This window comes from Phycisphaerae bacterium, from assembly GCA_012729815.1.
Classification (GTDB): domain Bacteria; phylum Planctomycetota; class Phycisphaerae; order JAAYCJ01; family JAAYCJ01; genus JAAYCJ01.
Genome location: JAAYCJ010000227.1, coordinates 1 through 24,706, shown reverse-complemented (window position 1 = coordinate 24,706; position 24,706 = coordinate 1). Strand labels below are relative to the sequence as shown.

The window sequence follows — 24,706 nt, the reverse complement described above, 5'->3', positions numbered from 1 at the left end:
TCCGTGCCATTCCGTCAGGATGTCATGATGACGCTTTACCGCCGGATGCGCCAAAGCTATGATACGGGCTGGATGACCCGTGGCATGGATTTCGGAGACTGGCATGGCCGGTAGCGACTTTTCCCGGTACGTTTCGCCCCTGACCACCCGCAGCGCGTCGGAGGCGATGGTCCGGCTCTTCTCGGATCAGCGGAAGTTCTCGACCTGGCGGCGGCTCTGGCTGGCCCTGGCCGAAGCCGAGAAACAGCTTGGCCTGGACATCCCGCAGACCGCCCTCGACCAGATGGCCAAACACCTCGACGACATTGACTTCGACGCCGTTCGCGAATACGAGAAGAAGACCCGCCACGACGTGATGGCCAACATCCACGCCTTCGGCGACCGCGCGCCCGCCGCCAAGGGCATCATCCACCTCGGCGCGACAAGCTGCTTTGTCGGCGACAACGCCGAACTGATCATCATGCGCGAAGCCGGCCGGATGATCTGCCGGTATCTGGCCAACATCGTGGACCGGCTCGGCAAGTTCGCGGCCGCCCACAGGAACCTGCCGACCCTGGGCTTTACCCACTATCAGCCGGCCCAGGTCACTACCGTCGGCAAGCGGGCCAGCCTCTGGTGCTACGACTTCCTGCTCGACCTGGAAAACCTCGAGCGGGCCCTCGACGACCTGCCGTTCCGCAGCGTCAAGGGCACCACCGGCACCCAGGCCAGCTTCCTGGCCCTTTTCGACGGCGACAAACAGAAGGTCCGCCGGCTCGAAAAGCTCGTGGCCAAGACGATGGGCTTCGACCGGGTCGTGCCGGTCTGCGGCCAGACCTACACCCGCAAGTTCGATGCGTTTCTCGTTTCAGCCCTGGCCAACGTCGCCGCCTCCGCCCACAAGTTTGCCAATGACGTCCGGCTGCTGTGCAACCTCAAGGAGATCGAGGAGCCGTTCGAAAAGACCCAGGTCGGCTCGTCGGCGATGGCCTACAAGCGCAACCCGATGCGCTCGGAACGGATCACCGGCCTGGCCCGGTTCGTGATCAGCCTGACCACCTCAGCGTTCCAGACCCACGCCGAGCAGTGGTTCGAGCGCACGCTCGACGACTCGTCGAACCGCCGACTGGTGCTCGCTGAGTCGTTCCTGGCGGTCGACGGCATCCTCAATATCGTGTTGAACGTCGCGGACGGTCTGGTGGTCAACCGCAAGGTGATCGAAGCCGACCTCCGGCGGGAGTTGCCGTTTATGGCCACCGAAGAGATCATGATGGCCGCGGTCAAAGCCGGCGGCGATCGCCAGGACATCCACGAACGAATCCGCCAGCACTCGCACGAAGCGGCCCGGCAGGTCAAGGAGTTCGGCTGCGAGAATGACCTGATCGAACGCCTCAAGGCCGATCCCGCGTTTGCGGGCATTGACTTCAAGCAGTTGATGGACCCGAAACGCTACGTCGGCATGGCCCCCGACCAGGTAACCGATTTCATCAAAACCCACGTCGCCCCCATCCGCCGCCGATACCGGAAATCCCTCGGGGCCGAGGGCGTGGTCAACGTCTAAGCACATGGAGCAAACGAACATGGACCCACTGGCCCGACAGATCAAGGACGCTGCATACCTCGAAGGCGAGTTCACCCTCCGCAGCGGACAGAAGAGCAACTACTACCTCGACAAGTACCTCTTCGAGACCCAGCCGGCGATTCTGCGCGAGCTGGGCAAGCGTTTCGAGGCGTTCGTTACACCGGAGGTCGACCTGATCGCCGGCGCCGAACTCGGCGGCGTGCCGCTGGCCGCCGCGGTGGCCATGCAGACCGGCAAGCCCTTCGTGATCGTCCGCAATAAGAAAAAGGACTACGGCACCGCCAAACCCTACGAAGGGCCGGACCCTCAGGGCAAGACGATCCTGCTGGTCGAGGACATCGCGACCACCGGCGGACAGGTCATCGAGGCGGCCAAAACGCTGACCGAGTTGGGCGCGAAGATCAGAATGATCGTCGCCACCATCGACCGCCTCCAGGGCGCCCGCGAAAACATCGAAAAAGAAGGCTTCGCCTTCGACACGATCTTCACAAAGGCGGATCTGGGCATCGCGTGAACGAACGAGGCGTCGGGTGAATTCCCGACGTGCGCCGACAAACGGCCAGTTGCCGGCACGCCGTGTGCACCCGCTTCCACGCCGCGCCGCCGAGTGTTTCAGGGCCATGGACCCGCAGCTTAAAATCCTCTACTTTTTCATTGACCTGGTCTTGCCCCTGGCGATCGGGTATCTGCTGCGCCGGTTCCGCGTGCTGAAGATGGCGGTGTTCGACCGGGTCATGCTCGCCAACCTGGTCGTGTTCGTCACCGCGCTGACGCTCTTTAGCCTGTGGAACCTCGACCTTCGGGTGCGGTACGTATGGCTCCCGGTGCTCGGCGTCCTGATGCAACTGCTGGCGGGCGCGGTCGGGTTTCTGATGGTCAGAGGCCAGAGGCTCAAGCCGATCGATGAAGGCAGTTTCCTGATCTCGGCGATGCTCTCGAACCGCGGCGTCGTCGGAGTCCTGTCGCTGTTCGTCCTCTTCGGCGAGACCGGCTACGCCTACGCCCAGATGATCATGCTGTTGGCGCCGGTGGTCACCTACGCCTTCTGCTTCCCGTTGGCGGGATGGTATCGGCACGCCGAACAGGCGGAAACGGGCACACGTCCAAGCCTGTGGGCGGCCCTGGTCAACGTCACCCAGATCCCGACGCTGGCCGTGGTGGCCGGACTGGCTCTGAGCGCGGCCGACGTACCGCGGCCCGAGGCGATCGCGACCGTCTTCCCGTTCCTGGTCCACCTGACCGCGTGGCTGTTCGGCGTCCCGCTGGGCTATTCGCTGGAGTTCTCCGAAATCGGCCGGTACTGGAAGAACATCGGCAGCCTCTCGTTGATCAAGTTTATCATCACGCCGGCCGCGGTCTATGGCCTCGCCGTGCTGCTCGGTTTCTCGGGAATTCCTTTGGCGTGTCTGGTGATCCTCTCCTGCTCCCCTACCGCCATCAACGCGGTCATCGTCGCGAAGCTCCAAGGCCTCAACGTGCACCTCTCGATGTCGGCGTTCGTGCTGACCACGGTGGTGTACCTGGCGGTCGTACTGCCGATCCTGTTCCTGATCTTCGCGGCGTAAGGTTCCCGGCCTGCCGGTTGCGGTTCGGCGTCTGGCGTGGTATAGTGCAATTTGGGCGGGGGATACCGCTTGGCCTGCCGTCTCGTTCGAACGGGGGGAGGGAATGCCATGGACCCGGAAGCTTTTGCCCGCGCGGTCGAACTGGCGGACAATCTCGGCTACATCCTGGTCGCCTCAGCCGATGAAGACGGCCAGCCGCATGTGGCCGCGGCCCGGAGTGTTCAGGCAACCGACCAGGATCACGTTACGATCGAATCCTGGTTCTGCCCATCGACGTTGGAGAACGTCGACGCCAACCCGCGGGTCAGCCTGATCGCATGGGATCCGACCACGGACCGGGGATATCAGATGACCGGAATGGTGGAGAACATCGTCAACAAAGCCGTCATGGACGGCTACGGCCCCGACATCAAGCTGGACACCCCGCTGCCCCAGGCCGACTACCAGTTGATCGTGCGGGTCAAGGAGATCCTGGAATTCACGCACGAACCCCATCAGGACATCTCGCTATGAGCACAATCCGACGTCCCATAACCAGCGGAACCCGCCCGCTGGTCCAGGCGTATCCAAGGACGTTCCGCTTGACGGTCCCGGACGCCCGAGATACCTTGGTGGCGGCTCTTACCCGCGGGATATTGGCAACGCTCATTAGTTATCACTCATTGTCCGGGAGGCTCAAACGATGCAGTACGCCGGTGAATCTCTGACAAAGTTCCTCGACGACCTGGCCGCCAAGCAGGAAACCCCCGGTGGCGGCAGCGCAGCCGCGGTGGCCGGCGCCCTGGCGGCGGGCCTCGGTTCAATGGTCTGCCAGTACACCGTCGGCAAAAAGAAGTACGCCGACGTCGAAGACCGGATCCGCGAAATCCTCCAGCGTTGCGACAACGCCCGCAAGCAGTTCCTGCAACTCATGCAGGATGACATCGACGTATTCCAGAACAAGGTCGCTGCGGCCTACAAGATGCCCAAAGACACCGCCGAACAGAAACAGGCCCGCGAAAACGCCATCAGCCAGGCCGCGGAAGCCGCCCTGGAGCCGCCGATGAACATCGCCCGCCTCGCCAACGACCTGTTGGGCGACATGAAGGAACTGGCCGAAAAGGGCAACGCCATGCTCGTATCGGACGTGGGCGTGGCGGTCGAAATGCTCCACGCCGCCCACCGCAGCGCCTGGTTCAATCTCGAGATCAACCTCCAGTCGATCGCCGACAAGACCAACGAAGCCCGTCTCCGCCGGGAGGTGGTCGAACTCGGCCGCGGTTTTGCCTCAAACGTCAAGGCCGCCATCGACGCGGTTCACCATCGCCTCCACGAAATGCAGCATTAGAGATAAAAGATTAATCGAAGGGTCAACCGGCCCGTTGATTTTGACGATAAGGCTCTCAGGCACCAAATCTGCGCAAGGGAGACGCCATGTGTGGAATCGTCGGTTACGTCGGGAACAAAGCGGCTGCGGCAACTCTCATCGAGGGGCTAAAACGGCTCGAATATCGCGGGTATGACTCGGCGGGGCTGGCTCTGATCGACGACGGCCAGCTTCTGGTGGCCAAGGCCTGCGGCCGGATCATGAACCTGGAAAAGAAGATCACCGACCAGCACCGTCAAGCCCGGCTTGGCATCGCCCACACCCGCTGGGCCACGCACGGGGCTCCTACCGAAGTCAACGCCCATCCGCACCTGGACGGTCCCGGCCGGATCGCGGTGGTCCACAACGGCATCATCGAGAACTACGCCGCCCTCAAGACCTACCTCCAGAGTCAGGGCCTGGAGTTCTCCAGCGATACGGATACCGAGGTCCTGGCCAAGATGATCGGCCACTTCTACCGGGGCGACCTGGAGCAGGCGGTCCGGTCGGCCCTGCGCGAGGTCCAGGGCACCTACGGCCTGGCCGTGATCTGCGGCGAGCATCCCGATACGATCGTGGCCGCCCGCAAGGGTTCGCCGCTGATCATCGGGATCGGACGCGACGAATACGTGATCGCCTCGGACGCCTCGGCCATCATCGAGCACACCAACCAGGTGGTGTATCTGGCCGACGGTGAAATCGCGGTGGTCTCGCCCGGCAAGTTCCGCACCACCACGCTCGACGCCCTGCCGGTGACCCATGACGTTCAACAGGTCGAATGGGACCTCGAACAGATCGAACTCGACGGCTACGAGCACTTCATGCTCAAGGAAATCTTCGAGCAGCCGGACTCGCTGCGCATGTGCATGCGCGGCCGGGTCAACCTGCGCGAAGGCGCGGTCACCCTCGGCGGGATCGCCAACTTCACCCGCGAACTGGCGCGGGCCAAGCGGTTCATCTTCACCGCGTGCGGCACCGCGTGGCACGCCGGGCTGATCGGCGAGTACCTCTTCGAGCAGATCGCGCGGCTGCCCGCTGAGACCGAGTACGCCAGCGAATTCCGCTACCGCAACCCGATCATCGACGACGGCACGATCATCTGCGCGATCAGCCAGTCGGGTGAGACAGCCGACACGCTGGCCGCCCTGCGCGAGGCCCGGGAGAAAGGCGCCCTGGCCCTGGGCGTCGTCAACGCCGTCGGCTCGACGATCGCCCGCGAGACCGACGCCGGCGTCTACCTGCACGCGGGTCCCGAGATCGGCGTGGCCAGCACCAAGGCATTCACGTGCCAGATCACCGTGCTGGCGATGATGGCCGCGTATCTGGGCCGCCGCCGGCACCTCTCGCAGACGCAGTTCCACGAGTTCATCACCGAGCTGGCCGCCATCCCGGACAAGCTCGATCGCGTGCTGGCCCAGGCGGACAAGATCCAAGCCGTGGCCAGACAGCTCGCCGAGTGCGAAAACTGGCTGTACCTCGGCCGCGGATACAACTACCCCGTCGCCCTCGAAGGGGCGCTGAAGATCAAGGAAATCAGCTACGTCCACGCCGAGGGAATGCCCGCCGCTGAGATGAAGCACGGGCCGATCGCCCTGGTCAAGCCGGGCATGCCGTCGGTGTTCATCGCCACCAAGTCGAGCCACTACGACAAGATCATCGGCAACATCGAGGAGGTCAGGGCTCGCGGCGGGACCATCGTCGCGGTGGTCACCGAGGGCGAGAAGAACCTGCTCGAAAAATGCCAGCACGTCTTCACCGTGCCGGCGACCATCGAGCCGCTCGAACCGCTGCTGACCGCCCTGCCGCTGCAGTTGCTGGCCTACTACGTCGGCATCGCCCGCGGCTGCAACGTCGATAAGCCGCGCAACCTGGCCAAGAGCGTGACCGTCGAATAGAACCTGCGACCGCCAGGCTCGCCCAAACCGCTTCGCCGAAGGGCCACGCGAGTGATCGCCGGGCACGGGAACCACCCACCCCGCCGCCCAGCCCGCGCCACGCGGGGATAAGGCTGATTTTCCTGAAATTTCAGTTTACCTGGGCTCGGACGGTCCTTACAATCTCCCACTGACGGCAGCCCAGCTATGCGCCGGCATCGCTTCGGGCATCGAGAGGCATTCGACGATCTGTCTTGGAGCACAGCGACTATGTCACATCCGGCCCATAACAGCGGCAAAAACACTCGGCGTTCGTGGCTCATCGCGGCGATCCTCGTCCTGGCGGCGGCCGCTCCGGCCGCGCTGGCTCAGACCGAATCGCCCGCCGGTCCGGTGGCCGAAATCCGGATCACCGGCAACGAGACGCTCACCGACGCCTACATCCGCCAGCAGCTTCGCAACGTGGTGGAAGGCCAGCCGGCGACCGTCGAGGACATCCGCAAGGACGTCGATCTGCTCAAGCTCACCGGCAAGTTCGCCGACGTCTACGCCACCTCCACGGCCGAAGACGGCAAGACGATCGTGACCTTCACCGTGGTCGAGAAACCGCTGGTGCAGGAAGTCCGGTTCCAGGGCGCCAAGGAGATCAAGCGCAAGGACCTCCTGGAGGCGATCGGATTCGACGAGGGCGACTTCCTGGACCGCTACAAGGTCCAGGCCGGGGCCGAGGCAATCGCCGAGCAGTACCGCGAAAAGGGCTACACCGATGTGACCGTGACGGTGGACGAAGAATCGCTGCGCCAGGGCGTGGTCGCCTACAACGTCATCGAGGGGCCGCGGGTCCGCGTGCGGGAGATCAACTTCGAGGGCAACGTCTCGATCCCCGACAACCGCCTCAAGGGGCAGATCCAGACCCGCACCTACTTCCCGATCCTCCGGCCGGGAACCTACGCCGAGAAGCAGATCGAGGAGGACATCGCGGCGATCCGAACCTACTACCGCAAGCAGGGGCACCTCGACGTCCAGGTCGGCCGGCGACTCGACTACAGCCCGGACCGCGAGGACCTGACCGTCACGTTCGTGGTCGACGAGGGCCCGCGCTACAGCATCAACGAGATTGCGGTGGCGGGGAACCAGATCTACACCACCGATCAGATCATGGCCGCGATGGCTTTGCGGCAGGGATCGGTGCTGCTGCTCGATCGGCTCGAAGCCGATCAGGAGGCGGTTCGCAACCTGTACCACTCCACCGGGTTCATCTACGCCAACGTCGACGCCGAGTACGTCTACGCCGACCAGCCGGCCACCGTGAACCTGGCGATCCAGATCAATGAAGGCGATCCGTACCGCGTCGGCCGGATCATCATCCGCGGCAACGACAAGACCCAGGACCGGGTCGTCCGCCGGACCCTCGAGGTGCTTCCCGGCGAACCCTTCGACATGGTGGAGATGAAGGAGACCGAGCGCCGCCTGAAGGAAACCCGCCTGTTCAGCGAGGTGGACATCACGGCCATCGGCGAACAGCCGGAGGAACGCGACGCCCTGATCCAGGTCGAAGAGGCGCAGACGAGCTGGATCATCGCGGGCGTCGGCGTCAGCTCCAACAGCGGAACGCTGGGCAACATCAGCATCGAAAACTGGAACTTCGACCTGTTCGACTGGCCGCGCACGTGGGGCGAGTTGTTCCGCGGCCAGGCGTTCAAGGGCGCCGGCCAGTCGCTGCGGTTCTCAGTCGAGCCGGGCACGGAAATGTCGCGGTTTCGCATCGACTTCCGCGAACCCTACCTGCTCGATCGTCCGCTGTCGCTCGGCTGGAGCGCGTACCTGTTCGATCGTGAGCGGGACGACTGGGATGAACGGCGGGCCGGAACCATCCTGAGCCTGGGCAAGCGGTTCAAGAAAATCTGGGGCGTCGAGACGGGCGCCCGGTTCGAGGGAATCGACATCGACGACATCAACGACGGCGGCTTCTTCGGGGCGTTCGGAGCGCCCGAGGAACTGCTCGACGTCGAGGGCGGCAACTTCCTGACCTCGCTGAAGCTCTCGCTGGTCCGCGACACCACCGACAGCGTCTGGATGCCCTCGCGCGGCAACCGCAGCGAAGTGTCGTGGGAGCAGGCGGGCGTCTTCGGCGGTGATTTCGACTTCGCCAAGCTCTACGGCCAGCACTCCCACTACCGCACCGTCCGCACGGATGTGTTCGACCGCAAGACCATCTGGGCGGCCAACCTGGGCCTCGGCTACATCGCCGGCGACGTCCCGGTCTTCGAGCGGTTCTACGGCGGCGGCATCGGTTCGATCCGCGGTTTTGAATTCCGCGGGATCAGCCCGCGGGCCGGCGGGTTCTTCGACGACGAGGGCGACATCGCGATCGGCGGCGACTTCGAGGTCCTGGTCAACAACGAGCTGAGTTTTCCGCTCTACGGCAAGAACCTTCGCGGCGTCCTGTTCCTCGACCAGGGCACGGTGGAGGAGAACATCTCGATCTCCTCGTGGCGCGCCGCGGCGGGATTTGGCGTCCGGCTGACCCTCGACTTCTTCGGTCCGGTGCCGATGGCGTTCAACTTCGCCTGGCCGGTCCTCGAAGAAGACGAAGACGAAACGCAGGTCTTCAGCTTCACGCTCGGCGCCGCGTTCCGGTAACCGTGAACCCCAAAAACCTGGATCGCCCCTTCGGGCCGCCGTGCTATGACCCTGGTATAGTCAAGGGGGGTCGTCATGAGTCTGCAGGAAGTCATCGAAGTTCCCAAACTCCCAGCCCGCCGGATCGATTCGCATAAGGGCGACTTCGGCCGCGTGCTGGTCATCGGCGGCTCGCGAGGCATGATCGGCGCGCCGGCCCTGGCCGCCAACTCAGCCCTGCGCGGCGGGGCTGGATTGGTGACGATGGCATTGCCGGAGTGCATTCAACCCTTCGCCGCCACGCTCGCCTGGTGCGCCACGTCGCTGCCGCTGCCATGGGGCGGACAGGAAGGACACATCGTCAAGGAGGCGCTGCCCGTTCTCATTGACGAAATCGTGCGTCAAAAGAAGTATGAAATCGTGGCCATCGGTCCGGGCCTGGGTCCAGCCGAGTGCATTAACGACCTGGTCCCGGGACTGGTCGAGGCAGACATCCCGCTTGTGCTCGACGCCGACGCCTTGAACAACCTCGCCCGAATCGACTGGACCGGCATGCTGGCGGGCAAGTGCGTCATCACGCCGCATCCCGGCGAAATGGCCCGTCTGATCGGCAGACCGATCAAGCAGATCCAAGCGGACCGGACCGCGGCGGCTCTCCAAGCGGTGAAGACGATGAACGGCGGACGGGACGCCAACCAAGCGGTGTGCGTCCTGAAGGGCCATCGCACCGTGGTCACCGACGGCAAGCGGCTGTACGTCAACCGCACCGGCAATCCCGGCATGGCCTCGGGCGGATCCGGCGACGTGCTGACCGGCCTGACCGCCGCCCTCCTCGGCCAGCAACTGGAAACCTTCGACGCCGCCGTCCTGGCCGTCTATCTCCACGGACTCGCCGCGGATCTCGCCGCCAACGACCTCTCCCAACCGGCCATGATCGCCCAAGACATCCTCACCTACCTCCCGCAAGCATTCACACAACACCTCGCAAACTCCTGAACCTCCAGCCAGAATCAGCACGGATCACGCCGAAGGAAACACGACGTTGTAGCTCCGCCGCCCACGGCGGAGTCTTTCTCTCAGTCCCTCTCCCTCCGCGTGGTCCGCGTGATCCGTGCCTCTTAAAGGAAAGTCGCACGGGCGCCAGGAGTTCCCCAACGAAGATCATGACAAACCGAGTTGAGCTTCGGTGGGATCGGTGACGACGGTCAGCCGCGGCAGGGCATCGAGGAACGCCTGGCCGTACGACCGCGTGACGATGCGGCGGTCCAGCACGACGACGATCCCGCTGTCGGTCCGGCTGCGGATCAGCCGGCCGAAACCCTGTTTGAACTTCAACACCGCCTCGGGAAGCTGGTACTCGTTGAAGGCGTTGCCGCCGCGCCGGTTGATCGCATCGATCCGGGCCCGGACCAGCGGCCGATCAGGAACCGCGAACGGCAGCTTGACGATGATCACGTTCGAAAGCGCCTCGCCGGCCACGTCAACCCCCTGCCAGAAGCTGTCCGTGCCCAGCAGCACGCACCGGCCGTGATTTCGAAATGTCTCGAGAAGCCTTGTCCGACCGGCCCCGCCGCCGAAACGCTCATCGTTCTGGACGAGCATGGTCAAGCCCTGCTGCTCGATAAACGGCGCGAGCCGATCGGCGGCGTCGCGCATCATGCGGTGCGAGGTGAACAGGACAAAGGCCCGCCCGCCCGTGCTGGCCAGGTACTTCTTGGCGGCTTCGCAGGCGGCCGCGGCAAATTGCGGGTCAGACGGATCCGGCAGCCGCGTCTCGACGTAGAGCGTGACCTGCTTCTCGTAGTCGAAAGGCGAACCGAGGGCCAGACGCTCCGCCTCATCGAGCCCCCACCGCTCCGCCAGAAACTCAAACCCCTCATCGCCGCCGGTCGAGAGCGTCGCGCTGGTCAGCACCGCGGCGTTGACCCGGTCAAACAGCGTCTCCTTCATGGCCCGCGCGATGCTGATCGGAGCCGCGCAGAGGCGAACGTGCGGCCCGCTCCTGCGTCGATGGCACTCGATCCAATAGGCGTGATCGGGACGCGATCGCGAAAGGAAATCGTCCACGTCCTCCGCCATCTCCAGCAGCCGGTCGCGGACGCTGGTGATCTCGAAACGCTCGTCCTCGTCACGCACCTTGGCCCGGACGAACTTCAGTTCGCCCGCGACCTCCAGCAGGGCCGGCGAAAGGTTGTTCGAGACCGACTCCCCGGCGAACTCGCGGTCGCCGTCGTCCGAGGCTTCATGCATCTCGGCGAGCCGGCCGAAAAAAGACGCCGCCGAGCTCAAAGCCGCTTCGACCTGCCGGACCGCCGGCTCGGCGTCGAGCCCCGAAAGGCTGCCCTTGCCGTACTGCGGGTCGTAGAGCCCCCGCAGCAGGCCGCTCACCTCAGCCTGGCCGACGCCGATGCCGAAGTGATCAGCCGCCACCGCGTCGAGGTTATGGGCCTCGTCGATGATCGCGTAGTCGTAGCGCCCCAGAAGCGAAAGCCCGCGCTGCCGGGCCGCCAGGTCCGACAGCAATAACGCATGGTTGAGCACCACGATGTTGGCGTGCTGCATCCGCCGACGGGCCCGCCAGTAGAAGCAGCGCTCGTAGAACACGCAGCGCCGCCCGATGCAGTTGCCCTGCTCGCAGCAGACGCTGTTCCATACGCCCGCCGGCACGCGGTCCTCCAGTTCGCTGAGCGTGCCTTCGTGGGCCTGACCGCTCCAGCCGATCAACTCGTTAAGCAGCGGCTGGACGGCCTCGTCGACAAAAAGGCTCTGCCGGCGTTTGGCCGTCCGGGCCAGCCGACGCAGGCACAGGTACTGGTTGCGCCCGCGGAACAGCACCACCGCGAATTCCAGAGGAATCACCGCGTTGAGCAGCGGCATGTCCTTGTCCAGAATCTGCTCCTGCAGATTGATCGTGTGCGTGCTGATCACAAGGCGTTGCCCGCCCTGGCCGACCCGCAGAACCGCCCCAAGAAGATACGCCAGCGTCTTGCCCACCCCGGTGCCCGCCTCGACGATCAGATGCCGGTGCTGTTCCAGGCTCTCGAGAACAGACCGGGCCATCCGGACCTGCTCCAAACGCTCCTCGAACCGCCCGAGCCGGCGGGCCAGCGGCCCGGATGGGGCAAGCCAGTGTTCAACCGTCATCAGATGTGAATCGTTGCTCATCGCCCCCGGTCAGCCTCCATGCGACGCCTCGAGCAATTCGCGAACGAAATCGGCCAGAAACCACGCCGTCATCGCCCCCGAAATCAGCACAATAACCGTCGAGAACACCGCGATCAGCGTCTGCCCCCCTACCACCCCCTCGCGCATCGTCGCGATGATGTGCGGCCGGGCCAGAACCAGCGTGCTGACCAGCAGCGCCGCCACCGTCGGCCAGATCGTGATCGAATGGAGGTAGCTGTATATCCAGATGCCCTTCGAGACTATCCGATCCTCGCCGTCGACGCCGTGAATGAAGTGCCCACCCACGTAAAAATGCCCGTCCTCGACCCCGCCGTTGCGGGCGTCGCCGCCGATGTAGCTGTAGACCACGGTATAGGCGGCGAAATTGCACAGCCCCAGCACAATAATCCAGAGGCAGATCAGATTTCGAACCCGTCGGGTCATCGGTTTTAGGCCTCGCGCGGGCTTTCGCAACGGCTTTGGCGTCTGCAGCGGTTTTCCGGCGTATCCGTTAATAGAAAAACCCATCCCGTGCCGATTATAAAAATGCCTGTTCCCGCGGTCAAGACCGCGCCGCTTTCGTTCAACACTGGCCGACGGGGGGGCTCTCGCTTATAATACTGATCAGTGGTCGATTCACAGAAACGGAGATCGGCGTTGTCGAGCAAGATGGCAGCCAGCAGCGTTCGGACGGAGCCGCACGCGTCCCCCCAGGATAGCGCGAGCTTTGCGGGCAAACGGGTGCACTTTATCGGGGTGGCCGGGTGCGGCATGCGGGCTCTGGCCCAGGTGCTCGTCCGGCACGGGGCGGCGGTCAGCGGCTCCGACGCCTGCTCCACCGGTTACCTGCAGATCCTGGAACGCGAAGGCGTCACCTGCTGGTCGGGACACGACCCCTCGCGCATCGACGGCCCGATCGACCGCGCGGTCGTCTCAGCCGCCATTCCGCCGGACGATCCGGAACTCGTCAAACTCCGCTCCATGGGCGTGCCCCTCCTCAAATACGCCCAGATGCTCGGTCTCCTGATGGAACGCTACGAGGGCATCGCCATCGCCGGAACCCACGGCAAGAGCACGACCACCGCCATGACCGCCTACACCTTCCGCCGGGCCGGACTGGACCCCAGTTTCGTCGTCGGTGCCAACGTGGACCAGTTGGCGGGCGCCAGCGGGGCTGGAACCGGCGACTACTTCATCGCCGAGGCCTGCGAGTACGACCGATCGTTTCTGAACCTTCGGCCCCGGTTCGCGGGAATCCTCAACATCGAGGAAGACCACCTGGACTACTACCGGAGCCTCGATGAAATCCTCGAGGCCTTCGAAACCTTCGTCTCACAGGTCCGCCCGGGCGGATTGGCCATCATCAACGGTCAGGACCCCAACATCCGCCGCTTCGCCGACCGCGTGCAGGCCCGGACCGAGACCTTCGGCCTCTCGCCGACCTGCCACTGGCAGGCTGAGGACATCCGCCTGGAAAACGGCTCGTACGAGTTCGACATCACCTACCGCCGTGAGGCCTTCGGGCACTGTCGGCTGGAACTGCCGGGCAAGCACAACGTGCTCAACGCCCTGGCCGCCGCCGCCCTGGCCCACCATGCCGGCATCAAGCCGGAGATCGTCTGCCAGGCCATCGGCGAGTTTCGCGGGGCCAACCGCCGGTTGACCCTCAAGGCGTGCGCCGGCGGCATCACCCTGCTCGACGACTACGCCCACCATCCGACCGAGATCCGCGCCAGCCTCCGGGCGGCTAAGGAACGCTACGAGCCCAAACGCCTCTGGTGCGTCTTTCAGCCCCATCAGCACAGCCGGACCCGCTTCCTCCTCGACGACTTCGCCCACAGCTTCGCCGACGCTGACGTCGTGATGGTGCCCGATATCTACTTCGTCCGCGACAGCGAAGCCGAACGGCAGTTGATCAACTCCGGCGATCTGGTGGCGAGAATCGCCAGACTTGGCGGCACCGCCTGCTATTTGCCCCGCTTCGATCAGATCGCCGACTACCTGCAAGCGAAACTCGCCCCGGGCGATCTCGTGATCACCATGGGGGCGGGAGACATCTGGAAAATATGCGATGAGCTTATTCACTGGCTTGGACGAGATAGTAACTGAGCACGAGCCGCTGGCTCCTTACACGTGGCTCCGAATCGGCGGACCCGCCAGGTACTTCCTGCGCCCGCGAAACGACGAGGAGCTTGCCGCTCTGTTGGCCCGATGCCGCGAAAACGACCTGACGTGGCGGATCCTCGGCCACGGAGCCAATCTCCTCGTCACCGATCAGCCGCTGGACGGCGCGGTCATCAAACTCGAAGAACCCGGCTTCACCGAAATGAGCTTCAACCACACCAAGGCGGTCATCGGCGCAGCCGGATCGCTCGGCGCGATGGTCCTCGAAAGCGTCCGCCGCGGACTGGGCGGCGCCGAGGCGCTCGCCGGGATTCCCGGCAGTCTCGGCGGCGCGGTCAAGATGAACGCCAGCGGCCGCTTCGGTGACATCGGAACCCTCGTCTCGCGGGTCAAGGTCGTCGACGCCTGCGGCAATGCGTTCTGGCGCGAAAAACCCGAGCTCCTCTTCGAGTACCGCTGGTCGAACATCGACGATCAGATCGTCACCGCGGTCGAACTGGAACTCCTCCCGGACGACCCCAAACGCGTGCTCAACAAGATGCGCGAAATCTGGATCATCAAGAAATCCACCCAGCCGCTCTCATCGCGATCCGCCGGGTGCATCTTCAAGAACCCCTCGCCCGACAAGCCCGCTGGGGCCCTGATCGACAAGGCCGGACTCAAAGGCCGCCGCGTCGGCGGAGCCACCGTCAGCGAACAGCACGCCAACTTCATCACCGTCGAGGGCGGGGCGACCTTCCAGGACGTGCAAACCCTGATGAGTGACATTCAGAAACAAGTGTACGAGAAGTTCGGCATCGAACTCGAACCCGAGGTCGAGATCTGGGAGTGAGGATCGATCGTCCGGCGGCTGGAAATGGCGAGTTTTCCTGCATCGGTTTCGCCCAGCCAACCGATGCTCTATCAAGGAGGATACAGGAGCTTGGCCGTGGCTGATATCAATGTCATTGAACGCGTGAGCGATAATCCTACGGGCATTTCGGATTCACCACTTCGCACTGTGGTCCTTTCGGGCGGACCCGGCAGCGAACGGGCGGTCTCGCTGGCCTCCGGCAAGGCGGTGGCCGATGCCCTGCGCCAGGCGGGGCACCAGGTGCGCCTCGCGGACATCCGGCCCGACGACCTGGGCGCCCTCGATACCCCGGCCGACGTCTTCTTTCCCGCCCTGCATGGCAAGTTCGGCGAAGACGGGCAGTTACAGCAGATCATGGACTCGCGGGGCCTCGTCTACTGCGGCTCGGGAGCCCAGGCCTGCCGCCTCTCAGCGGACAAGCAGATCAGCAAAAAGCTCTTTACGGAAAACGATCTTCCCACCGCGGCGTTCGACGTGGCCCAGCGGCCCGAGGATATCGCCCGCGCCACGGCGTGCTGGTCGATGCCCGTGGTCGTCAAGCCTCTCGACGAAGGCAGCAGCATCGGAATCACCATCGTCGAGCGCGCCGACCAGTTGGCTGGGACCATCCAGCGGACCATCGAGCAGTTCGGACCGGTCATGGTTGAGCAGTACCTTTCCGGAAAGGAACTGACGGTGGGTATCCTGGCGGATCGCGCCCTTCCCATCATCCAGATCAAGCCCGACGGGCCGTTCTACGACTACAACGCCAAGTACGTCAGCGAAACCACACAGTACCTCTTTGACATCGACATCGACCACGACCTGTACGAGCGAATCCAGGCGATGTCGGTCCGTGCCGCGCAGGTCCTGGGCATGCGGGATTTCTGCCGCGTGGACTGGCGTCTGGACGCCCGCGGCGAACCGTATCTGCTGGAAATCAATGCCCTTCCGGGATTTACAGAGCACTCGCTGCTGCCGAAGGCGGCCGCGAAGGTTGGCCTGCCGATGCCTCGCCTGTGCGACGCCCTGGTGCGGCTGGCGATGGCAAGGTGCGAGAGCGGCGTGGCGACGGACCGGAGGCGCGGCTGACGAATTGCGGCGGTGGAATGACTGCAGCCGGGTGGCTATAACGAGCGAAAGCTAAAGGTAGATAATGGCAAGGAAGTCCGACAAGAAATCCAAAAAGGATAGATCGAATGGGCCCACGATCAGCGAACGTCTCGCCGGCGGCTGGCGATGGCTGACCGGCGACGGCGATCAGCCGCCGAGCCGATGGGCCCGCATGGTCCGGTTCACCATGGTCGCGGGGGCGGCGGTGTGGCTCGCCATCGTCGGCATGCGACAATTGGACAAATACGTCCGCACGCTGCCGGATTTCACCTCGACCCAGGTGGTGGTCAGCTTCCACGAGCAGCCGCCGTGGATGATGAAATCCTTGGCCACCGAAATCCTCGAAGACGCCAAGGCCCCGATCTACGAGGAACTCAAAGCCGTCCATCGCAACGGCCAGGATCACCTCCTGGCGGAGCTCTTCGCCCAGCAGCTCTCGCACAGCGGGTGGATTCAACACGTGCATTGGGTCCGCCGATCGGCCCGCGGCCAGATGGTGGCCCAGTGCGATTTCCGCCGTCCGGTGGCCGCGGTGGCCGTCGACGGCTGGCGATACCTCATCGACGAGCGGGCGGTCGTCCTCCCGGGACGGTATCCCGTCGAGGTGATCGCCAACAGCGGCTTGATGGAGATTCGCGGCTGCCCGAGTTCGCCGCCCAACCAGGGGATGGTCTGGCAGAGCCCCGACCTGGCCGTGGCGCTGGAGATGGTCCAGCTTCTCGAATCGCGGCCGTACCGCCAGCAGGTCAAGGCGGTCGACGTCGCCAACTACAAGGGCCGCCTGGACCCCATGGCGTGCTGGATCGTGCTGCTCACCGACCGCGACACGGTCATCCGATGGGGCCTCCCGCCGCGAACCGAACGCGGATTGGAAATCACCTGGCAGCAGAAACTCGAGCAACTGGCCAAAATCTACCGCGATCACGGCCACATCGACTACGGCCGCGCCTTCATCGACGTGCGACCCTCCACAAACTACGTCCACGCCGCCATCGCCTCCTCCGGCGCCGCGCAAGAGTAGAGCCGCAGGCCACTTCCACAACACTTCCAAGCCCCGCCAAGCCAAACCACCGGTCGGCACAGGCGTCCGGTCGTTGACTCTACGCGAGGATTTGCGATAATCTTACATGGAAGCTCATCGCATCAACCGTTTCGCCGTTAAGGAGCCAGCCTCAATCATGGCCAGAACGTCGATACATTCGAATGCGACCCATCCGGAACCGGGAATCCGGGTACTCAAGTCCTTTACCCTCATCGAGTTGCTGGTCGTCGTCGCCATCATTGCCGTCCTGGTCGCGATTCTCCTGCCCGCTCTATCCCGGGCCAGAGAGGCCGGTCGGCGGGCCCTCTGCGGGGCAAATCTGCGGACGCTGACCACCGCGATGCTCATGTACACCGATGAGTTCGGCGGCTTCTTCCCCTACAATAGCATGGGCGATCCGGATACCGGCAGCGGCCCAGACGCCAGCGTCTACGGCTACCGGGCCTCGCCGCGACTCCTGATGGGTGACAATGACCAAGCGAACCCCAAGGCGGATATCCTGGCAGCCTTCCACTGTCCCGGTTCCCCGGTGGGCGGGCCGCTGACCGTGGCCCCGGTCTGGGAATACTACGGCGACAGTTTCGACGAATACGCCATGGTGCGGAACGAACCCTTCCGAAGCGTCCAGATCAGCTATCAGTGGGACTGCATCATCAACAACAACTGGGTTCCCTTGGACCCAGCCAGATACTTGTCTGGTTTGTCGACGGGAACACCCATAATCTGGGACATGTACGCCGGCCTGGACTACTTCTGCCCGTGGTATCGCGAATGCGGGTACCTCTCGCACGCCAAGGAAGGCGGCAACGTAGCCTATACCAGCGGTGCCGTCATCTGGGCCGACGCCGCGGCGTGGGTTGGCTCGCCCCAGGGAGCACATCCCCCGCATCACTGGTAGGCCCCGTTGCGCAGGGCGCAGTAAATCGGTTCTCGCAGCATTTACCCTTAACCTCTTGCCTGGCAATGCTTAATCGATACACACCACTAGCGTCTCAATTTTGGCGGAAAACCGGTTTACTTCTCCGCTGCAGTACGCTAAACTCACAGTCGTGGCACGCACAAGGCGAGGCTTGGCAATGACAGTTGGACGGAACACATCTGGTAGAAGCTCAGCCATCGAAGCGGTGGCGGTGCGGGCGGGGGTCTCCAAGAGCACGGTCAGCAACACCTTTACCGGCCGCAAGTCCGTCAGCCCCAAGGCCAAACAGCGCGTAATGGCGGCGGCAAGGGAGTTGGGTTACCGGCCGAACCACGCGGCGCAGGTGCTGGCGACGAAACGAACGCGGACGATCGGGGTGCTGGTCCAGGAACTTCACAACCCCCACACCAGCGCGCTGGTCGAGGCACTGGAGCGGGAGCTTTCGCGTCACGGCTATAAGGTGATGCTGGGATTGACGCACGGCGATCATGAGCGGGCCATGGAGTACCTGCGGCAGTTTTCGACCGGCATGGTGGACGGGGCGATCAACCTGGCGCCGCAAGTGACGCTGAGCCAAGCGGTTCGGGAAAGCGGGCAAGTGCCGGTGGTGACGTACCTGCGGCCGCATCCCGAGTCGCCGGCGTATGTGAATTACGACGTCGGCGTCCGCGAGGCGCTCGAGCACCTCTGGGGCCTGGGCCATCGGCGAATTGGTTTTATCGCGATCCCGGATACGGCTTGGGACGTGGCGATGGAGGAGCGCCAACGGGCGTTCCACGAGGCGTACACCGTCCGAGGCAAAAAGCCGATCGAGCAACTGATCGTTGCCGGCGACGGGCGTGCCGAGTCGGGATACCGGCTTGGCGCGGTGCTGGCGCAGCGCGGGGCGACGGCGATCATTGCGGGAAATGACTTGATGGCGTGCGGGGTGATCCGCTGGTGCCGCGAAGCGGAGTTACGCGTGCCGCAGGATTTGTCGGTGATCGGAATCGACGACTGTCCGCTGGCCACGTGGATCAGTCCGGCCTTGACGTCGATCCAGATACCGATCGCACTGTTGGCCGAAGTGACCGTGACGGGTCTGCTGGATCGCTTGGAGGGACAGCGTCCGGCGCAGCAGGCGGTTTTGAATGCACGTCTTGTCATCCGAGAAACGACGGGTAGAGCAAGCGATCTTTGACGCTGGAAAGTTGGAGCAGTGATGCTACGAATTGCGGTTTTGATTGGAACCATGTCCGTGGCTCTGGCCGGTTCGCTGCTTGGCGATGTGGTTATGGAATATCCGGAAAACGCGGCGCATGTCACGGACGGCAAGGTGTATCCGCGGAACGTGCTGGACATGGAGCGGGAGCAGGGCTGGTGGTTCGGCGGCGCGATGAACGGGAATGGAGGCGGCGTGCGGGTGGTCGATGCGCCCGGACGGCCGGGTGAGAAGGGGCTGGAGTTTCACTTTGTCGCCAACCGCGAGGCTCCGATGTGGTTCTGCTGGGAGTATTCGCTGGACCCGCAGCTTTCGATCGAGGGCGTGCGGGAGTTCGTGTTTGACGTGTATCCGCTTGAGGATATCCGGTTTCCGATCTATGCGCGTTTTGGGCGGCAACAGGGGCAGGGGCAGTTGCCGTGCTGCTGGAGTTCGCTGGGCGATCTGGAGGCGAATCGGTGGCAGACGGTGCGCGTGCGGGTGGAGCATACGCGGCCGCACACGGACACCATCCGGTTCGACATGGACAACCAGGCTGCGAACGTGCCGTATGGGCGGAAGGTGGCGTTCGTGGTGGACAACCTGCGATTTGTGCCGCCGCCGGCGGAGTGGACGAATGTGCCGTCGCAGTCCCTCGCGGTCAGCGGGCCCGTGCGGGCGGGCTACTTGCAGTGCTCAGCCCGCGGCGAGCTTTCGACGGAGGATGCGATTGAGCTGCTCGCAGAGTTGGAGGTTACGGAGGAGACGGCGGGGACGCTGGTGGTGACGGTCCAGTCCCATGACGGCCGGAGCTGGGAGCTTGCCGAAGCCCTCCCGCTGGAGCCCCCCTATTCGACGATCAAGTGGCAAGGCGACTTATTTGACGATCAGCCGTCGGGACAATACAGCCTGAGCGTGCGGATCACGGACTCATCCGGCCAAGCGATTGCCTCGTCACAGGCGATCTATCTGCGGGTGTTTTCGCGGACGGAGATGGAGAACCGGCGGCAGACGCTGCTGAAAGAGTTAGAGCGACTTGACGCCGTCGCGGCTGAAGGCCGTGGCGACGTTGAGATGGCGCGGGTGTATCTGACCACGGCGAGGATGTTCCTCGATCAGTACGTTCTGGAGGATTTCGACCAACAGCGGAAGTACTCGATCGCCACGGATGAGCTGGCGAAGGTGGACCGGTTGTTGCTGGAGGCGGAGCGCGAGTTGAGCCGGCCGGAAGGGCCGGCCACGCCCGGTTACGATCCGAACCAGCCGGTCGAGGTGCGCAACGACGTTTTCGTGCATCAGGACAAGCCGTTCGTGATGATCGGGCCACTGGCGTGGGGCGACGCGGACGACGCGATCGCGGTGGCGGGCGATCTGGGCTTCAACGCGATCGTCAGCGAAGCCCCGCTGGGCAAGCCGGTGCAGCGGTACGTCGAGTTGGCTCGCGAGCGCGGCCTGGCGACGCTGGTGCTGATGGGCAGCCACTACTTCAACGTCCCCGAAGAGTATGCCGGCAAGTTCGACGATCTGACGCTGCCGGAGACCGGGCACGTCGGGCTGCCGTACAACATCCTGAGCGAGGGGGTCCGAACGATCATGCGCGACTGGTACGGCCGGGCGTTTGAGCCGGTGCGATCGCACGGCAACCTGGTAGCGGTGTGCACGGCCAATGAGCCGGGCTACGGCGTCGGCCCGCAGGCCAAGCCGTTCGAGACGGCGTTCCGCCGGTGGGCGCAGTCGCGATACGCAACGATCGACGCGGCCAACGCGGCCTGGGAGTCCTCGTTCGCCAGCTTCGAGGCGATCGAGCTGCCCGCCCTTTTCGAACTGCGAAGCCGGTCCCAGGCGGCGGCGTGGGACTGGGGCGTCTTTCTTGCGGAGAAGGTGGGGGATTACTTCGCCTTCCTCAAGGATGAGATCCACAAGTCGCTGCCGCGGGCGCAGGTTCACATCAAGCTGATCGGCGAGATGGGGTTCAGCCATCTGGACGAACAGACGGTGTTCGACCGAGGCGAAACAGTCCACGGCACGGACGGCGGGCACCGGATGTGGCTGGACTATCTGAAGTCTATCGATCCAGCGAAACCGGTGGTAAACTCCGAGTGGCACTCGATCCTCAATCCGGAAACCGATGAGAATCCGGCCAGAGTGGCCCAGGCAATGTTCGAAGCGGTGGCCCACGGGCTCGGAGCTGGGCTGATCTGGCAGTGGCACCGGTTCGAGTGGGACAGCCCAGTCAACGGGGCCAGCGAGTCGATGACGCGCTATCCGACGGGGTTGGCCGCGGCGGGAACGACGTCATTGAAGTTGCGGCGGCTGTACCCGTTGATCAGCCGGTTCGGCCAACTGGACGGCGGGCGAACGCGGCTGGTGTACTCGAAGGCGTCGCACGCGCACCAGGGCGCGGAATACCTGCGCGGACTGACCAGCGTATATGAGAAGTTGGCGGCCAATGCGGCGGGCGTGCGGTTCGTGCTGCCGGATCGGACCACCGCGGACGATTTGAAGGGCGTGGACTTCATTGCGGCGGGGTCGCCTGAGTACTTGCCGACGGAGTTCGCGAAGACGCTGGCGTCGTGGACGGAGGCGGGCGGCACGCTGTGGCTGACCGGGCCGGGTCTGTCGCGCGACCCGTGGGGAAAGAGCCACACGGATGTCCCGGCCGAGTTTCTGCAATTGGCGGCAAGCGAAGGCTCGCACCAGTACGGCCGGGGACGGATCGTGGTGGACGGCGAGAGCGATGTCTGGCGCAGCTACCTGAGCGGTCCTGTGCCGACTTGCGCGGACGGGTCGATCAACGGTCAGATCGAGGTGCGCCTGGCGTCATCCGACGACGGGGAAGCGGTCATGTACCTTATGAACCGCAGCGACCGGTCACAGGTGTTCCGCCTGATCGATCTGCCCGAGGGATTTTCAGCCACGGCTCGTGACCTGTGGGAAGGCGCCGCGGCGTTCGATCTTTCGCAGCCGATCGAACTGCGGCCGCACCAGGTGGTGCTGCTGGACATGCGGAGGACAAATCCATGATTTCGGATTTCGAATTTCGGATTTCGGATTGTCGAAGAAGCGGCACGTCTCTCTCCAGGCGACAGTCGTTTACCCTGATCGAGCTCCTCGTGGTCGTGGCGATCATTGCGGTGCTGGTGGCTGTATTGCTACCGGCGCTGTCGGCGGCGCGGGAGGCGGGACGTCTGGTGACGTGCGGATCGAACCTGCATCAGATCGGCTTGGCTTTGAACACGTACGCGGAGAGCAACAACGGGTATTCGCCCACGATCGCGCCGGATTCTCAGCCGTGGACGAACACCCACATCTGGAACGGCTGGGTCAACCAGCCGTACGGGCTGGCCTTGTACTACACGGGCAAGCATCTCGGCACGGCGAAGGTGCTGTACTGCCCTTCGCAGGTGGCCCCGTACGCCTTTGACTATCACCGGCAATGGCCGTATCCCGGCGAGAACAACTGGGGTTCGAGTTGGATCTGCCGGGCGGGCTATGACGCCTTGCCCTACTACGATGCCGAGAACGGTTGGCTGTGGTCGATGAAGATCGAGTATTACCACAGTCCGCCGAGCACCCTGTCTCAGATTCCCTTCGGTCCGCAATTAGCTTACGCGTACGACATCTTTTGTACGGACTCATCAATCCATGACAACGTTCACAGGGGGCAGTGGAACGTTGTGTTCGCCGATGCCCACGTGGGCGTGTATCGCGAGTCGGAACGCGGTCCGCTTCTGGAGGGGGTGGCGGGCAGCCTGACCGACTCGTGGCCGAACGCGGGCTACTACCGCGACCTGCTTCAATTGGCATACTGAAAAGGTCCCGCCGTCATCGGAAGAGACGGTTAACCACCACCCCGGCCGTCATGGCATGGCCGGGGCGTTTTTTGTTTCTATTGACATGTCCATACATGTTCGGTAGAGTGGTGAGACAAGGACGGCTTGTGGAGTGGCTGATGGGTGAACACGGAAACACGACGCGGCGGAGCCGGGCGATCCACTCGGTGGTGGCTGAGCATATCCGCGAGGGAATCGCCAGCGGCCGGCTCGTTCCGGGCGCGCTGGTCGAGTCGGAGCATCAGCTCTGCCGGCGGTTCGGGGTCAGTCGCGGACCGGTCCGTCAGGCGCTGGCGTCGCTGGAGCGGGACGGTTTGGTGTACCGGGTGCCGGGCAAGGGGAGCTTCGTCAGCCATCAGCGGCCCGGCGGCGGATCTGAACGGGAGGCGGTCCAGATCGGGGTGATCGTCGACGCGACGAGCGGGATCAGCGGCGGGTTCTGCATTCTGGAGATCATCGAGGGGCTCAATCAGGCGGTGGAGCGTTCGCAGCCGGAGTGCCGGCTTGTGTTTGCGTTTCACCGATTCAGCGGCGCGGGCGACCAGGCGATCGGGCAGTTTCTGGAGCGCGGGGATTGCGCCGGATTTTTGCTGGTGCCAATCACGCGCTATTGCCTGGATTTCGCGGCGGGCCTTTCGCCGCGGGCGGTTCCGGTCGTTTCGCTGTTCCGGCGAGCGGCCAATCACTGGATGAGCCAGGTTTACGTGGATCACGAGGCTGGGGCGTATGCGGCGACGGAGTACCTGATCCGGTACGGCCACCGGCGGATCGGGATGGTGGCGATCAAGCCGAACTGGTGGGACCTGAGCGGCGAAGAGCGGATCGGCGGATATCGGCGTGCGATGAAAGATCACAGCGTGGAAGTGAGGCCGGAGGACACGGCGTTCTGCACGAGCAATCCGCTGGAGGTGCGGGCGGCGGTTCAGAGTGTGTTGGCGCGACCGGGCCGGCCCAGCGCCCTGTTGATCGGAGGCGGATCGCTGACCGAGCCGGCGCTTCAGGCGATACGGGAACTGGAGATTCGCGTGCCGCAGGACCTTTCGGTGATTGCGTTCGATGACACACCGAGCGCACAGGGGTTTGATCCGGCGTTGACGGTGGTCAAACAGCCGCTTGAGCGGACGGCGGGAACGGGGCTGGATCGGCTCATGGCGGAGATCGAGCGGCCGGGCGAAAAGGCGGCGCAGACGGGTCTGGCTTCCGAATTGGTGGTCAGAGGGTCATGTCGGGCGATTTGACGCGAATGGCATTTCCAGGGAGAACCACGTGAAGGCAGGCGCGAAGGAGTATTGGGGAGCGATCGGGTATGACGCGACGGACGAGATGCTGGTGCTCGACGCGCACGAAGTGCTGTGTCTGGTGTGCCGGGCGGGCGGCGCGCCGATGGCGCGGGCGGAGGCGTCGCGGTACGATCGGATGCTGAAGAAGCTGCGGAGCGATCCGATGCTGCCGATGCAGTAATCCGTGGCCGCCGAGCGATTTCGTCAAGTGGGGCCATTATGTGGAGGCGGTGTTCGAGCACGCGGTGGAG

At 64.1% G+C, this 24,706-nt stretch carries 20 protein-coding genes; 18 read left to right on the top strand and 2 right to left on the bottom strand.

The annotated features are described in order from the left end of the window. The first annotated feature begins 103 nt into the window (after positions 1-103). From GXY33_14995 to GXY33_14960, 8 genes are all read left to right on the top strand, one after another. A complete protein-coding gene (locus tag GXY33_14995) occupies positions 104-1,540 on the top strand; it encodes an adenylosuccinate lyase (GenBank protein NLX06443.1) in 1,437 nt (478 codons plus the stop codon). 4 nt (positions 1,541-1,544) lie between these two features. Next, on the top strand, positions 1,545-2,075 hold the full coding sequence (gene pyrE / locus GXY33_14990) for an orotate phosphoribosyltransferase (protein NLX06442.1): 531 nt from the start codon (positions 1,545-1,547) through the stop codon (positions 2,073-2,075). Between the two features lie 16 nt (positions 2,076-2,091). Then, positions 2,092-3,126, top strand: a complete 1,035-nt coding sequence (locus tag GXY33_14985) for a transporter (GenBank protein NLX06441.1) — start codon at positions 2,092-2,094, stop codon at positions 3,124-3,126. Between the two features lie 108 nt (positions 3,127-3,234). Beyond that, on the top strand, positions 3,235-3,639 hold the full coding sequence (locus GXY33_14980) for a pyridoxamine 5'-phosphate oxidase family protein (GenBank protein NLX06440.1): 405 nt from the start codon (positions 3,235-3,237) through the stop codon (positions 3,637-3,639). Positions 3,640-3,808: 169 nt separating this feature from the next. Next, on the top strand, positions 3,809-4,453 hold the full coding sequence (locus GXY33_14975) for a cyclodeaminase/cyclohydrolase family protein (protein NLX06439.1): 645 nt from the start codon (positions 3,809-3,811) through the stop codon (positions 4,451-4,453). A gap of 86 nt (positions 4,454-4,539) precedes the next feature. Continuing rightward, entirely contained in the window at positions 4,540-6,366 is a 1,827-nt protein-coding gene (gene glmS, locus GXY33_14970; GenBank protein ID NLX06438.1) for a glutamine--fructose-6-phosphate transaminase (isomerizing), read from the top strand. A 249-nt stretch (positions 6,367-6,615) separates the two neighbouring features. Beyond that, a complete protein-coding gene (gene bamA / locus GXY33_14965) occupies positions 6,616-8,988 on the top strand; it encodes an outer membrane protein assembly factor BamA (protein NLX06437.1) in 2,373 nt (790 codons plus the stop codon). 75 nt (positions 8,989-9,063) lie between these two features. Beyond that, positions 9,064-9,963 (top strand): NAD(P)H-hydrate dehydratase, encoded by a 900-nt coding sequence (locus tag GXY33_14960; GenBank protein NLX06436.1) that lies wholly within the window; start codon positions 9,064-9,066, stop codon positions 9,961-9,963. A gap of 165 nt (positions 9,964-10,128) precedes the next feature. On the opposite strand, the gene GXY33_14955 is transcribed toward GXY33_14960, so the two are convergent. Both GXY33_14955 and GXY33_14950 read right to left on the bottom strand, forming a co-directional pair. Beyond that, positions 10,129-12,132, bottom strand: a complete 2,004-nt coding sequence (locus tag GXY33_14955) for a DEAD/DEAH box helicase (protein NLX06435.1) — start codon at positions 12,130-12,132, stop codon at positions 10,129-10,131. 9 nt (positions 12,133-12,141) lie between these two features. Further along, positions 12,142-12,576: a hypothetical protein gene (locus tag GXY33_14950; protein NLX06434.1), complete on the bottom strand. Its 435-nt coding sequence runs from the start codon at positions 12,574-12,576 to the stop codon at positions 12,142-12,144. Between the two features lie 213 nt (positions 12,577-12,789). Here GXY33_14950 and murC point away from each other — a divergent pair, with 213 nt between their 5' ends. The 10 genes from murC to GXY33_14900 all read left to right on the top strand — a co-directional run bounded on the left by murC (position 12,790) and on the right by GXY33_14900 (position 24,636). Beyond that, positions 12,790-14,241: a UDP-N-acetylmuramate--L-alanine ligase gene (gene murC, locus GXY33_14945; protein ID NLX06433.1), complete on the top strand. Its 1,452-nt coding sequence runs from the start codon at positions 12,790-12,792 to the stop codon at positions 14,239-14,241. Further along, positions 14,204-15,088 carry a UDP-N-acetylmuramate dehydrogenase gene (gene murB / locus GXY33_14940; GenBank protein ID NLX06432.1) on the top strand — a complete coding sequence of 295 codons (885 nt, stop codon included), beginning with the start codon at positions 14,204-14,206 and terminating at the stop codon, positions 15,086-15,088. The genes murC and murB overlap by 38 nt, the downstream gene beginning before the upstream one ends. A gap of 96 nt (positions 15,089-15,184) precedes the next feature. Next, positions 15,185-16,180 (top strand): D-alanine--D-alanine ligase, encoded by a 996-nt coding sequence (locus tag GXY33_14935; protein ID NLX06431.1) that lies wholly within the window; start codon positions 15,185-15,187, stop codon positions 16,178-16,180. A gap of 64 nt (positions 16,181-16,244) precedes the next feature. Continuing rightward, entirely contained in the window at positions 16,245-17,222 is a 978-nt protein-coding gene (locus GXY33_14930; GenBank protein NLX06430.1) for a hypothetical protein, read from the top strand. A 157-nt stretch (positions 17,223-17,379) separates the two neighbouring features. Then, positions 17,380-18,141, top strand: a complete 762-nt coding sequence (locus GXY33_14925) for a DUF1559 domain-containing protein (protein NLX06429.1) — start codon at positions 17,380-17,382, stop codon at positions 18,139-18,141. Between the two features lie 178 nt (positions 18,142-18,319). Then, positions 18,320-19,342 (top strand): LacI family transcriptional regulator, encoded by a 1,023-nt coding sequence (locus GXY33_14920; protein ID NLX06428.1) that lies wholly within the window; start codon positions 18,320-18,322, stop codon positions 19,340-19,342. A 21-nt stretch (positions 19,343-19,363) separates the two neighbouring features. Then, complete coding sequence (locus GXY33_14915) at positions 19,364-22,366, top strand: hypothetical protein (GenBank protein NLX06427.1); 3,003 nt, start codon at positions 19,364-19,366, stop codon at positions 22,364-22,366. Further along, positions 22,363-23,154, top strand: a complete 792-nt coding sequence (locus GXY33_14910; protein ID NLX06426.1) for a DUF1559 domain-containing protein — start codon at positions 22,363-22,365, stop codon at positions 23,152-23,154. Before GXY33_14915 ends, GXY33_14910 begins: the two co-directional genes overlap by 4 nt. Before the next feature lie 140 nt (positions 23,155-23,294). Then, entirely contained in the window at positions 23,295-24,413 is a 1,119-nt protein-coding gene (locus tag GXY33_14905) for a substrate-binding domain-containing protein (protein NLX06425.1), read from the top strand. 28 nt (positions 24,414-24,441) lie between these two features. Continuing rightward, positions 24,442-24,636 (top strand): hypothetical protein, encoded by a 195-nt coding sequence (locus GXY33_14900; protein ID NLX06424.1) that lies wholly within the window; start codon positions 24,442-24,444, stop codon positions 24,634-24,636. Positions 24,637-24,706 lie beyond the last annotated feature (70 nt).